General features: G+C 56.9%; 9 protein-coding genes. 4 read left to right on the top strand and 5 right to left on the bottom strand.

Annotation, left to right across the window (positions count from 1 at the left end; genetic code table 11):
• Positions 1–26 precede the first annotated feature (26 nt).
• Positions 27–1,223: a Gfo/Idh/MocA family protein gene (locus Mal52_RS23895; protein ID WP_197534425.1), complete on the bottom strand. Its 1,197-nt coding sequence runs from the start codon at positions 1,221–1,223 to the stop codon at positions 27–29.
• 534 nt (positions 1,224–1,757) lie between these two features.
• Between Mal52_RS23895 and Mal52_RS23890 the strand changes: the two genes are divergently transcribed.
• On the top strand, positions 1,758–2,270 hold the full coding sequence (locus Mal52_RS23890) for a hypothetical protein (protein ID WP_145379029.1): 513 nt from the start codon (positions 1,758–1,760) through the stop codon (positions 2,268–2,270).
• Positions 2,271–2,367: 97 nt separating this feature from the next.
• On the opposite strand, the gene Mal52_RS23885 is transcribed toward Mal52_RS23890, so the two are convergent.
• Entirely contained in the window at positions 2,368–3,558 is a 1,191-nt protein-coding gene (locus tag Mal52_RS23885) for a THUMP-like domain-containing protein (RefSeq protein WP_197534424.1), read from the bottom strand.
• Complete coding sequence (locus tag Mal52_RS29965) at positions 3,555–3,992, bottom strand: hypothetical protein (protein WP_197534423.1); 438 nt, start codon at positions 3,990–3,992, stop codon at positions 3,555–3,557. Before Mal52_RS29965 ends, Mal52_RS23885 begins: the two co-directional genes overlap by 4 nt.
• 150 nt (positions 3,993–4,142) lie before the next feature.
• Here Mal52_RS29965 and Mal52_RS23880 point away from each other — a divergent pair, with 150 nt between their 5' ends.
• Genes Mal52_RS23880 through Mal52_RS23870 form a run of 3 tightly spaced genes read left to right on the top strand, consistent with a single transcriptional unit; the run spans position 4,143 to position 6,634 of the window.
• Positions 4,143–5,147 (top strand): energy-coupling factor ABC transporter permease, encoded by a 1,005-nt coding sequence (locus tag Mal52_RS23880; RefSeq protein WP_145379027.1) that lies wholly within the window; start codon positions 4,143–4,145, stop codon positions 5,145–5,147.
• Complete coding sequence (cbiQ, locus tag Mal52_RS23875; protein ID WP_145379026.1) at positions 5,137–5,784, top strand: cobalt ECF transporter T component CbiQ; 648 nt, start codon at positions 5,137–5,139, stop codon at positions 5,782–5,784. The genes Mal52_RS23880 and cbiQ overlap by 11 nt, the downstream gene beginning before the upstream one ends.
• 55 nt (positions 5,785–5,839) lie before the next feature.
• Positions 5,840–6,634, top strand: a complete 795-nt coding sequence (locus Mal52_RS23870; RefSeq protein WP_145379025.1) for an energy-coupling factor ABC transporter ATP-binding protein — start codon at positions 5,840–5,842, stop codon at positions 6,632–6,634.
• A 146-nt stretch (positions 6,635–6,780) separates the two neighbouring features.
• On the opposite strand, the gene Mal52_RS23865 is transcribed toward Mal52_RS23870, so the two are convergent.
• Both Mal52_RS23865 and Mal52_RS23860 read right to left on the bottom strand, forming a co-directional pair.
• Entirely contained in the window at positions 6,781–10,305 is a 3,525-nt protein-coding gene (locus Mal52_RS23865; RefSeq protein ID WP_145379024.1) for a UvrD-helicase domain-containing protein, read from the bottom strand.
• A gap of 54 nt (positions 10,306–10,359) precedes the next feature.
• On the bottom strand, positions 10,360–13,701 hold the full coding sequence (locus tag Mal52_RS23860) for a PD-(D/E)XK nuclease family protein (protein ID WP_145379023.1): 3,342 nt from the start codon (positions 13,699–13,701) through the stop codon (positions 10,360–10,362).
• Positions 13,702–13,740: the final 39 nt, after the last annotated feature.

Genomic DNA, 13,740 nt, shown 5'->3' with positions numbered 1-13,740 from the left:
CAAAGCGTCTGAAACGGCCGATCACTTTACTTGCGAGCCAGTGGATGTTTGAGCGGCAACCACGCCCCGTTTTCGGCGCTGCTGGCGACGCACTGTTGGATGAAATACATCCCTTCGACGCCATCAGCCACGTTGGGATAAATGGTGTCGGTCTTCTCAAACGACTTGCCCAAGGCACGGTCGGCCATCGCATCGTAGGCAAAGCGATAGACATTGGCGAAGGCTTCGAAAAAGGCTTCGGGGTGTCCCGCTGGCAACCGGCAAGCGGCAGCGCCCGATGCGTTCGTAAACGGGGCGTTGGGGTCGCGCGTGTAAACTTGGTGCGGCTGACCGTTGCGGCGGACCATCATTTGGTTCGGGTCTTCCTGTCGCCACTGCAAGGCTCCCTTGGTGCCATCGACTTCGATGAACAGGTCGTTCTCACGGCCATGGGAGATTTGACTGGCCGTTACGGTTCCCAGTCCGCCGTTTTCGAGGCGAATGACGGCGTGTCCGTAGTCATCCAACCGTCGGCCGGGTGCGAAGATCTTTAGATGGCTCGAGACTTCCTCGGGCAACAGTCCCGTCATATAGCGGGCCAGATTGTAGGCGTGCGTGCCGATGTCGCCAAACGCGCCCGCGGCGCCGGACTTGGCCGGATCAGTCCGCCAAGCAGCTTGTTTTTGGTCGTCGTCTTCCAAGCGCGAACGCAACCAACCTTGCATGTAGTTGGAACGGAAGGCTTGAATCTCGCCAAGTTCGCCGCTGAGAATCATTTCCCGCGCTTGGCGAATCAGCGGGTAACCAGTGTAGTTGTGGGAGAGCGCGAAGACCGCTCCCGATTTTTCCACCAACGTCGCCAACTCCTCGGCTTGTTCAAGATCAAACGTCATCGGCTTATCGCAGACGACATTGAATCCCGCTTCGAGTGCGGCTTTGGCAATCGCAAAATGCGTGTGGTTTGGTGTGGCGACCGAGACAAAGTCAATCCGTTTGTCTTCCGGCAGCGCCGCTTCGCTGGAGAGCAACTCATCCACCGAGCCATACGCCCGGTCGGGTTTGATGTCGTAATCCGGCGCCGATGCTTTGGCCCGCTCAGGATCGGAGGAGAGCGCTCCGGCAACGAGTTCGGCCCGGTTATCAAGCACAGCGGCTGTGGCATGCACGCGGCCGATAAACGACCCCGCGCCCCCGCCGACCAAAGCCATGCGTAATTTGCGATTCAAATCTCCGTTGGTTGCCATCGTCTTGATACTCCTGAAAAAATCTCTCGGATGAACAGTCCGCGTAGCCGTAGGGCAGGCTCTTGCCTGCCATCAAGCTGGGTTGTCAAAAATATTTTTGGTTTGGTGTGAATCCTTGGCAAAAAAGTCGTTCCCTGTGGATGACGGATTAGTCGTGGCCTGAGAATTGTTGCGCATCCAATTCTGAGCCCAACCGATGCTAACGATTTCGGTGAATGGGTCATCCTTACCGAATCGGGTGAGATTTCGGTGCTAGACCTTTCGTAATCTTTTTGGGAAGCACCAGTTGTACCAAATCTCAAAACACAATGCTCGCCTCAGAAAACGATTTGCATCTAGCGGAAAAAAAACGTCTGCGATACACTACGGTCGCAGTTCAAAAACTTTGAAGAACGTACTGGCCGGTCCCGAAAATTAGGGCTTCATCCGGCCAGAAATGGGCTTTGGAAACTACTTTTTCGATTCGCCTCCAAAATTCAACGCGAGAGGCGGATTCGTCACGGTTTAAAACATTTATCTTAAAAGGGCGCCGCTATGCGAAATCGTCTTGTGAACCAACGCACAACTTGGATGGGATTGGGGCTGATATTCGGAGTGGCGGTCTCCTATCTTTGGCCCCACGAACCGGCACAGGCCATCACCAATAGCCGCGCGGAAAAATTCGAGATGATCACCTGTCCCGCCGCAACGGCAGGAAATGAAGGGGTGTTTGTATTTGATCACATCACCGGCCAAGTGCGGGGAGCCGTGCTTGATCCCCAAGCGGCGACGTTCACCGCATTTTATTTCCGCAATGTCGCTCAGGACTTCGATCTGCAAAACTTGGGGGGCAAACCTCAGTTCGCGATCGTGGCCGGGTATGCACAGTTGCAGAACAAACCGGGCGTTCGAGTGCAGACCGCTCCGGGCATCATCTACATCGCCGAACTCACCTCCGGCATGGTCCGTAGTTATGCCTTTTCGTGGGAGCGGACCACCCGTCAGGCCGCACTCCAAGAGTTGACACCGGTCTCCCAGTTCCCCTTCCGACAGGCAGATGTCCAATAGGCGAGCTGGCGATTTTGATCAGCAAACTCACGAGTCTCGAAACGGTCGGGTGTCATCCAACAGGACGCCCGGCCGTTTTTCGTATTTGACCGGCCCGCTAATCGCGATCCGCCAGACGTCGGCAGACAATCCCTCGGGCCTTTCCCGCGACACGGGCAAAGATCAACACCCCGGCCTGCGTGCCGGGCAACGGTAGCTTTTTGCGGATGGCCTCGGCTTGGATTGGAATGTGTCGGCATTTAATTTCGACTTGACCGAAGTCTGCTTGCCGGAAATACCGGCGAATCTCTTTGTCGTTGTTCGGAAGATCGGCCAACACTTCAAAGCCCCGTACAAACGGCGATTGAATCGGCTGTTCCCCGGTCAAGTATTCTTCCGCATCATCCAGCCGCGCTAACCCCAACTCACTGGCCGCCAAGTCAATCAACCCCGCGCGAACGACCGCCGGGTCGGGATCGAACAAATACCCGCCCAACGGAGACTGTTCGGCGAAAACTTCCAAATCATTGCCGGTCAAAGTCGCGCCGCTGGGTAACACCGTCGCCCGCCATGACTTGGGGCCGGCCAGTTCGCCAAACCACACGGTGGCCTCTTTGCACTCCCCGCTGAGGCTGATCAATTCGATTTCGCAGTGGGGAAACTTCCCACCAAAATTCGAGGCCGGACTGAGTTTCATCGCCCCGCCGCGGGCATGCGCTGGTAGACCTTGGAGAAACTCCAGATCAGGACGATAGTCCTCCAATTTAATCGACCGTGCCGGTCCTTTAGCGCGGCGGTCGGGGTCAATGTGCACGAGTTGTCCAGCAAGCGGAGTCTGCTCTGCATCGGCGCAGAGTGGTTGCAGTCGGTCGGCAACCCCCGCGACTTCCGCATTCCATTGCGTTCGCAAACAGGCCAAGGGATTGCGATCCACGGCCACGACATTGCAGCGGGCCGCCAGCGCGATGGCATCCGCGCCGATGCCACTGCACAAATCAATGACATCGCCGGTAAACCGCTGGGCTTTGTGAGCGGCAACAATTTCCGAGGTCGCCTGTTCCATGCCTTGGCGATCGAACCACATTTGCTCAGCGGCAGTAAATTTCTCCGCCGCCTTCTGCCGCAATTCGATCAACGTCAATGCAGCACGCACCAAATCCGCGGGAAACTCGCGCCGCAATTGTTGCTGCACCCGCATCGCATCGCCCGTCTGAGCAGCGGCGGCTTCCAAGATGTGGGGTTGGCTCCGTAATTGATGCAACAACTGCCATTGTTGCCAGTCAGCCAATTCCGGAGTACGCCCGCTCATTGCATCGAAGTCCAATCGGTCAAGGGCGTCAATTGCCCCTCCTGCCCTTCCACAGCCCCTTCCTGCTCTTCCATAACACAAATCCGTGAAGTAAACGGCCCCTGCTGCGGTTGGAGAGGCAGAAACTGGCTGAGCGTCCCCTTTTTCTCCGTGATTTGCACATCCAGCCGTTCGATGTTGCCGTTCCCTTGACGGATCTCCCAGACATACCGTGCCTGGGGATCGGGCGTGTAGGTCCGAAATCGGTAATCCACAGAAAATCCGATCTGCGTGCCATCTGGCAAGGTTTGAGGGAGGGCAATTCCGGCCCTCAGTCTCCCCGGCCATTTTTCGTCCGCAGAAAGATCGTCGGGGCGTTTCATATTCACGTCGCAGCCGAGTGAAATCGTGAGAGCCGATATCAGGGCAAAAATTGTCAGGTTTCGCTGGAACATAGGGAACCTCTCCACGGTTTGATTAGCACCACAGAGGCAAGTATACCGAATTGCAATCAATGATTCACTCGGCTAGATTAGTTTGAGCCTCGCACACGATTGTTCTGAGGTCCCAGTACCTCCTCCTTGCCAGAAAACCGACGAAGAATCATGCACATCGCTGATGGAATTATAAGCCCCGAAGTTTGTGCCGGTATGGCAGTTGCCTCCGCCGGTGCAGTGGGGTTCAGCCTGCGGCAACTGAAAAAAACCGAGACCACCAAGACAATTCCACTCACCGGCATGATGGGCGCTTTGGTATTCGCCGGTCAGATGGTCAACTTTCCGTTGGTCGTCGCTCCCGTTTCCGGACATTTGCTGGGTGGGGTGTTGGCATCGGTGATTCTCGGCCCCTGGGCCGGGTGTTTGGTGGTGACTTTGGTGTTGGTCGTCCAATGGGCGCTTTTTGCCGATGGCGGGATGGTCGCTTTAGGGGTCAATGTCTTCAACATGGGCGTGGTTGGCGCGCTGGGGGGCTATGCGGTCTACGCCGGTTTGCGACGTTGGATGCCCAGTCCGCGCGGCACAATCACATCGGCAATCATTGCTGCTTGGCTCAGCGTCTTGGCGGCATCGACGATGTTTTGCCTGGAATTCGCACTCTCGGGACACCGTGACTATAGCTTGCCGAATCTATTTGCGCTGATGACCACCTTCCATAGCCTCATCGGTTTGGGCGAAGCGCTGATCACCGGCTTTGTGTTAAGTGTCGTACTCGATCAACGGCCCGATTTGGTGTATGGCCAACCGAGCCTCGATATTATGGAAACTGAGCCACCGCGGCGCTCTTGGCAGGCGACTCCGTTGCGGACTGCTGTGATCGGTTTGATGATCGCATTGGCGGTGGCGGGATTTTTGGCGCCGTTTGCCTCGGGGTACTCCGACGGCCTAGAAGCAGTCGCCGAGAAAATGGGATTCGATGCGCAGGTCGATGCCGACCCACAGGTGTTGGTCTTGGATGAATATCAAGTCCCGTTGGGCAGCGAAGAGTCCTGGTTCATGAGCAAACTCTCCGTCTCGATTGCCGGCATCGGGGGGACGTTGGCAGTCTTCGCGATCGCCCTGCTGTTGGGGCGCGGCTTAAAACCGGGCGCTGAGGCTGGCCATGCCACGTGACTTCCTGGATCCGTACAGCCGTGGAAACTCCATTTGCCACCGCTTGCCGGATCGCCTCAAGATACTGCTCGTTCTGGCAATGATCATCACCGCGTTGTTCGTTCCGCCGGAGAATTGGCCCGTGCATGGCTGCATGGCGGCCGCGGTCTTTTTAGCGATGACATTGGCCGGGATTCCTCTGCGGTATTTACTGGTGCGGCTGATGTTTTTTTTCCCCATGATCATGGGCCTGGCCATCGCCGTGCCCGCTTCGACCGGTTTCACAAAAGGCTGGGACGTGATGGCCACCGTGTTGCTGCGGGGTACGTTGTCATTCATGGGGGTGTTGTGGCTGGTGAATGTGACGCCGTTTGACCGGTTGTTGGTGGCACTGCGACAACTCGGGCTACCGCAAATGCTCGCAGCGATCTTGGCATTCATGTATCGGTATATTTTCGTCGTCTTTGACGAACTCGAGCGGATGCGCGAAGGCCGCCGGGCACGCACGTTTTCGAAGCAGGGCCTATTGGCCGCTTGGAAGACAAACGCGCAGTTGATCGGCATGTTGCTGATTCGCTCAATGAACCGCGCTGAGCGGGTCCATGGCGCGATGTGTGCCCGCGGATTCGACGGCGAAATCCGTACGCTCGATTCGTAACGGGCCAACTGTGTAATAGCGGGCCAATAGTGTAGTAGGGTATTTTACAAGATTCATGTCCGACGACCCGTCCATAAATTCACCCGTGCTCAGCGTCGACAAACTGTCGTACCGCTACCCCAACGGGCAAGCGGCGCTAACGGATATTAGTTTCGACATCCAGCCGGGAGAGCGCATCGGGTTGGTGGGCCCCAATGGCGCCGGCAAGACCACACTGCTGTTGCACCTCAACGGCCTGTTGCCGGGGTATGATCTTCCAGTCGCCGATGGACAATCAGCGGAGGCCAGTTATCCAGTACGGGTCTCCGGCCTGCCTGCGCTGCAGAAAAACCTGCCGGCGATTCGTCAACACGTAGGCTTTCTGTTTCAGGATCCCGACGATCAACTGTTCTGTTCCACAGTCCGCGAAGACGTCGCCTTCGGCCCATTGAATTTGGGCCTGAGTCGTGAAGAAGTGCTCCAGCGCGTGGCAACACAACTTGCCGCGATGGGGCTGACCGACGTGGAAAACCGCAGCACAATGCAGCTCAGTTTTGGCGAACGCAAACGCGTCTGTTTAGCCGGGATCCTTGCCTGCCAGCCGAACGTCTTGGCGCTGGATGAACCCTCCAGCAATCTCGACCCCCGCGCCCGCCGTGGTTTCATGCGTTTGTTAGAAGACTGTCCCGCGGCTCAGCTCATTGCCAGTCACGATTTGGAGTTGATTCTCGACCTGTGCACCCGCGTGATGGTGTTGGACCGAGGACGAATCCAAGCGGACGGTGAACCGGCAACCATCTTCTCCAACCAGCGACTCATGGAGCTGCACGGTTTAGAACTCCCGCTCAGCATCCGCTATGGCAAGCGATAACAAATCACGTTGACCGAAAAGGGAGGGCGAGGCTCCCGCCGAGCCGCACGCGATCGAAACGTGTCATTCGTCTGACCAATTCGCAAACCATCTCCAGCGTACCGATGCGGCTCAGCAGGAGCTTCGCCCTCCCGGGGCGTTTCTCATCAATGGGTGGCAGCCCCGTTGATGACCACCGCCATGGCTGCGCTTAATCGCTGCTGGATCGCTGTCAGTCGATCTTCGGTCACCTCCAACGAAAGTCGTCGGCAATCGTCCGCTAAGAGGACCAACTCCACACGATCAGGAAGACGTCCCAGCAGTTGCCGCGCTGCGAGCGCATAGGTCCCCAATTGCAATTCATAGGCAGCCAATTGCGCCGCTTCGTCCCCGTGATGCGTTGTCCGTCCGGTTTTGTAATCAATGATCGTCCAAGTTCCGTCGGAGGATTCAAACAGGCAATCGATAAAGCCGGCAATGTAACGCAGCGGGCTGTCTCCCTCGCTGGAACAGCGCCATTGAAACTCCAATTCGCGGAAAATCCGTCGGGCAGCGCTCAATTCACGGCCGAGTGGTGACTGCTCGAAACCACGAATCATCTCCGCCGCGCGATGACGAATCTCTTCGGTCGCCCCATCAGCCAAGGTGAGACTGCACTCCTCGACGAGAGCTGCGACGTCGCCGAAGTTTTGGAAATTGACCTGTTCCAGCGCCGCATGCACCAACGTTCCTAAAATGGTTGCCGCATCAGCAGTCATCGGCGGTTCGTCATCATCTTGTCGACGAACCTGATCGAGCATGGCTGCCGGACGAGAGTGCAGTTGGGCGTCGATCTGTTCCAACTCCGACACACTAAACTGCCGCCGCTCGGAAGAATTGGGGGCAAATCTCCGCAACGAGTCCGGCAAGACCATTGCTTCGGCTTGTGCCAATTCGTCAGCCAGTTGGTTCAGCGGTAACAACCCGGTGACTGATTCTTTCTTGATGTGGGGGATCTCCGGCTGCGACGTGCAGACGGCTACTTCGGGAACAGCGAGCAAATAGTCTGCGGGAATGATGGCCGCCCCGGTTTCTTCGTCGAGGCTCGGTTTTCCGGTTTCCAGATCGAAATACTTTGCCACGATCTTCATCCAGGGCGACGACAGTTTGTCGATGGCCTCCAGATTGGCGGAGAGAATCAAATGGTCGGCGGCGCGGGTGAGTGCCACGTACAACAACCGTTTCCGTTCCGCATCATCCTGTCGCAATTCCTCAGCTTTGAATAGGTTCTTGCCCAGATGCTCGAACTTTCGGCCGAATTTAGGAGGAACCGAAACCAGCGGCCCCAATTGCGAATCAAACTCCACCGTGTCGAGGCGCGACTCGGCGCCGCGGTCCAGGTCGGCAACGACCACCACCGGGAACTCCAACCCCTTAGATTTATGGATCGTCATAATGCGGATCACGTCGCTGGTTTCGGGATGCGTGGCCGCGAGTTCTTCTTGCTCCTCATCGGCGACCGCTTGTTGCAACCGCTGCACGAAATCAGCCATCGTCAACAGCCCCGTCCGCTCGTGTTGCCGCGCCATCTCGACCAGTTTTCGCAAATTGGCCAATTTGCGGCGGCCCATAAACTCCGTGAGAAGTGCCGCATCATAGCCGGTCCGCTCCAGCGCCAGACTCAACAAATGATGCAACGGGATGCGGTCTTTTTCGCGGCGCAATTCCGCTAGCACCGTCGAGGCATTGCGGACCTGTTCTTGTTGTTGTTCCTCGATATTCTCCGGCGGTGCGGCGGCAAGGGCTGCCGACAGCGTCCCCGAATTTTGAACCATCGCAAACAGCGTATCGTCCCGCAGTCCAAAAAACGGCGATCGTAGAATCCCCAGCAGACTGACGTCGTCGTCGGGATCGCCCAGGAATTGGCACAGATTGGCAATGTCGTAGACTTCTTGCTGTGCATAGAAAGCCCGACCCCCCACCAAGTAATAGTCCAATCCATACTCACGCAGCGCTTGTTCATAGTACCGCACATCAGTCATCGCCCGCAGCAAAATACAAATGTCGCCCGGTTCCACCGGGCGCAGTTCAGCCTGCCCCGTTTCCGGGTTCTTCGTGCGAATCCGGGGCACGCCGTCGTGGAGTAGTTGATGCAAACGTCGAGCAATCCAATCGGCTTCGATGCTGCGACGTTGTTCCACTGCAGTTTTCGCAGGCTCTTCGTCAGAGACATCGGGCGTCGCCCACAGGAATTCGACCGAAGGAGCTGGTGAGAGTTGTTCGACGTGCGGGATGAGCGGTTCGTAATCGTCTCCCAGTTCATCAGCAAACAGCGCGTTGACGAAATCCAAAATCGCCGGTTGGCTGCGAAAATTCATGCTCAGCGGTAACTGCGCGTCTTTGTGCAGCTTGTTGCGTAAGTCGGTGAACACCGCCGGGTCGGCGCGACGAAACCGGTAAATCGATTGCTTCTTGTCCCCCACCAAAAAGAGATTGCCGTTGATGAGACGGTCTCCGCACAACGCTTCGACGATTTCCGCTTGAATCGGATCAGTGTCCTGAAATTCATCGACCATCAACAACGATATCCCCGCCGCGGCACTCCGCTGGACGCGAGGCGAATCGCGCAACAAATTCCGCGCCCGCAATAACAGATCGTCGAAGTCGAGTGCCCCGGCTTGCTGTTTTTGGCGTTCATACGCAGCCACCGCATACCGGGCGACACGCAGTGCCAACAATCCGCACGTGGCGGCCTGTTGCAGATCGTCCTCGTCGCCAAACTTGATTTTTGCCCCGGCGCCCGCCAAATCCTTGAGGGCTTTCAACGTGTCTCGGACACGTTGATGAATCTCTGGCGACGGCCAATACTTCGCAGTTGTCGCATAGCTCAACGTCGCGTTTTTTGCGATCGCCTGCAGCATCGCTGCCGGGTTTTTGGTGGAAGCCTCTTCAGGAAGGGCATCCAGCAAAATTGTCCGCCGCGGCCCGAGCCATTTCTGGTCAGGCGGACAGTATTCGGTCATCAATTGCAATGCATCCCGCGCCTCCGGTGTGCATCGCAATTCGACCAATGCTTCACGCAACTCCTCATTGGCCTGCGTGGTCCAGTTGTCGAGACATTCCTCAACCGTCACGTGCGACCAATGCTCGAAGTCGACGCGAAATCTTAGCGTAACGAACCGTTCCAAAATCGTCCGAGCACGCTCCAGGCCATGCTGCAAGACAAAGGCCTTGGCATCTTCGTCGTCCTGTTCCAGTTGCGTGAGTAACGATTCATTCACTGCATGACGTAGCACTGCGTTGCTGGCATTTTGATCCAGCGACGTAAAACCAGGATCGACCGCTGCTTCGACGGCGTGCGTTCTGAGCAGGGACGCGCAGAATCCGTGAATCGTACTGATGCGGGCCGTTTCCAGATCGCGGACGATGTCCAGCCAATGCGGCACCTCGTCACTGGGACAGGTTTGCAACCGTCGGTGGCATTCCTCACGAATTCGCCCGCGCATTTCGCTCGCGGCCCGATCGGTAAACGTGATCGCCACCAACTTGCTCAAATCGGTTTGGTGCGGCCCCGGTTCCAGGTGCGACAAAAACCGTCGCGTGAGTACAAAGGTTTTTCCACAACCGGCCCCCGCCGAGAGGCCGACGGAATAGTCGCGCATGGAAATCGCAGCGGCCTGTTGCGGCGTGAGTGTTGAAGCGTCGTCCGTCATGGAATTTGCCAGCTCATCATCGTTGTAGAAATAATTTTGCTATCCGCACCGGGTTTATTGATCGCTGAGTTTCCAAGTTTTATGCAGCGTGTCGGCCAACGGCCGGATTTGCCCCACACGGCAAGTCGTACTGAAAGGACAGTTCGTTGTGCAATTTGTGTCCTCGTTGTAAACCGGGAATTGTCCGCGACGAATTCCCGCTGCCATTTGCGGAATTGATTCTTCGAGCGTCGCCTGCAAATGCTCCCAGACTTCGCTGGCTGTGAATTCCCCTTCGTTGACCTGCCCGGCGGTGAGCTTACTTTTGAATCCGGTTTCCTTTACGAACCAATAGCCCAGTTCCATCGGTTGCGCGCCGGCGGCGACCATTCCCAACCGCTCAGCAGCCATCGCATACAACGGCAATTGAATCAAACCTCCTTCCGAGATTTTTTTCGCTGTGAATTTGGTCGAGGTCCCGGTTTTATAATCCACCACGTTAAACGCCGGCGTTCCCGCGATTTCTCCAACGTCGATTCGATCAATCCGTCCACGAATCCGCACCGCCCGATGTGCGACGCCCAACACCAAACATTCGGCCGTTTCCGCAGCATCCGTCGCCGGATCACCCCCCGGTGCAGCGCCGAATCCGACCTCGTATCGCACCGGTTGCGGCGGTTCGTCCCAATTCTTCTCCGAATCCTTGGAATACTCGGCCCATTGCCTGGCGTATTCCTCACCCCATTCCGACAGCAGTCGCGTTTCGATTTCGGTTAAAGTCTGCATCAATTTCGGATCATCCGCGTGTTGCCGCAACAACGTCTGCAGTAGCTCATCGAATTGTGCGGACAACTCTTCGTCCGATGGGGGGGCGTCGCCATTTTCCGTACTCACGGCGAGATATTGCTGGTGCAATTTCTTAAGCACATCGTGCACCACATTTCCCCGTTGCTTGTAATCTGTTTTTACCTCCGGGGCATCGAGCGTGTTCACGTTTAAAATATGTCCCGCGAAATATTGAAACGGACAATTCGCGTATGCTTCCAATTCCGTCGCACTGAATTCGTGGGCTATCGAATACCGTTTGCCTAATAGAATCTGATGCTTGGCGCTGGGAATCAGACCTTCGTAGGGCGTGAAACCGTGAATGCGGAAGCGGTGGTCGGCCATCGTTGCTGCTGCGAGAATATTACGAACCAGCGGTTCGTGTCCCGGTAACTCAGACAGTGAACGCAGCGGACCGGCGTCCTTGTTCAGCGCTTGCTCAACAGCCACGACGCGGAGGTCCGCCTCGGTGAGCATCTCCGAAATCGGGGGCACCGGATCGAGTTCCATCCGCCGCAGAATCGGGACGGCCCCTTCGTCGAACAGATGTTGCAGCGTGAGCAGATAGGGGCTGGGCAGGAGCGGTTGTCCGGTGGAATTCATCGCCGGATAACTCAAGATCAACCGTTGGCGGGCGCGGGTCACGACTCCGTAAAACAGCAGCATCTCGTCCTGCGTCCGCGATGTGCGATGCTGGAGCGGCAGGCCCCGTTCGTTGAAATCACGGCGATCCGCTTCGCTGAAAAAACAATCGTCCCCGCGCCGCTGCGGAAATCCCGTCTCGGTCAATCCGCCCACGAATAAAATCGGAATGTCCAGGTTGCGGACTTGCGTCGCATCCAGCACGCGCACCTTACCCACGGCCGAGTCACGGTTTAAAAGTTCCGTCTGATGAATCAGATCCGTCAGTTCAGTGAGCATCCGTGGGAAATCAATCGAGTGACCATTCTCATGGACACGCTCATCAAATCCTGCCGCCGCATACAGCATGTTCTCAAACGCCTGCCAGGCATCCGTATCCCGCGCACGCATGTCACGCTCCCCCTCATCGGTGAGCGCCGGCAGCGTCCGTGGGTCGAAACGCATTTCCCGTCCGATCCGGACCAGGATCTCCGCCCAACCGCTGCGGGTATGCTGTTTTTGCAGCGGTTCTAAAGTTGTCGCCAATCGCGTCAAAAAATCTCCCGCCGCTGCGGCCGATTGCTGTTGGACGCGGCGTTTTTCCAATTTCGAGCCGGAAAGCAATTCGTCGGTTTCTGACGGTTGAGCGGCACGGTAGATCCGTTTGAGAATCTCGCGCCGTCCCCCGCGCAATTGCAGCCGCCGCAACTGCGCCGCCACGTCCCGCGTTGCCTCCCCTTCCGCATACTCGGGCCAATCGGGATGAAAGTAGTTGTTCTGCAACAGCGGCAAGAGCCGTTCAAACGGCCAATCCTCGGTGGCGACTTGCAACAGCGCCATCAAGGCCTTGATCACGGGACTGGTGGCCAACGACTCGGATGACTTGCAGATGTAAGGAATACCGGCGTTCGTAAACGTTTCGTGCAGCAAATCGGCATAATCCGTCATTGACCGGAAAGTAACAACAATATCCATCGGCGCTGTCCCGGCCGCCAATAGCGTTTTGATCTGCGAGGCCATCGCGCGAACCTCACCCTGTTGCCCGGTTGCTTCGATCACAGAAACATCCGCAGCGGTTCCGCACGGCACGACGTCACGGGGATTTTGAAATAGTTTCGCGGCGATTTGGGAAAAAGCAGCCGGACAGTTTTCGTCGATCTCGACACATTTGTCACGCTGCACGTTCGTGTGTAGCTCGAGTTGTTTTAACGCACCGAGCGGCTTGGCGAACAGGTCCGCACGCTGTAACGGCGACTCCAGCGGCAGGGTGACAAACATCTCCGTCACCTTGCCTGCCAATAGCTGGAGAATCTCGTATTGGGTTTTGGTGAAGTCGCTAAACCCGTCGACGACCACAAAGTCCAAATCAGCAAATGTTCCCCAATGCCCTTGAGTGAGTTGATCGCGGGCCGACCAAAACCGACCTTCCCCGTCGTACAATTCATGCGCCAGCAGGTGCTGTTGATAGACACGATAAATCATCGCCAGTTCCGCATCGCGGGGATGCGGGTTGTCGCCGGCGATTACCTCTTCAAAATGTTCCGGCCAAATCTCCGCCTGTTTCAACTCGCTGATGAATGCCAACACCTGATCAATGAATCCGGTCGTCACCGCAATCGGCGAGAAATGCCGCAGCGCATTGTCGGCGTTCAACTTTTCGATAATGCCGCGGACAAGCACCCGTTGCAGCATGCGAGAAATCGGTGTGACCGCTGCGGGACTGTCGCGCAACACGCGGTCCGCAAACCCCGAAAACGTGAACACCTGCGGATTGAAACAGGCAGCCAGATCGTCGGCCAACAGATTTTCGCGGATGAACGCCGCGCTGTAATGAGTCGGCGTCAGCCACAGGCCGCGACCGATTTCTAGCTTGTCGGCCGCATCGTGCAAATGGGCGCGGTATCGCCCCAGCATGCGGCCTGTTTTGCCGCTGCTCGCTGGACCGGTTAATACTTGAATCTCGGCGGTCATGCGTATCGTTCCCTGAAATGCGCGGTGTCGTCCGCCTCG

This window comes from Symmachiella dynata, from assembly GCF_007747995.1.
GTDB classification, from domain to species: domain Bacteria; phylum Planctomycetota; class Planctomycetia; order Planctomycetales; family Planctomycetaceae; genus Symmachiella; species Symmachiella dynata.
Note: the sequence above shows the minus strand (reverse complement) of the source record. Positions and strands in the feature narration are given on the sequence as shown.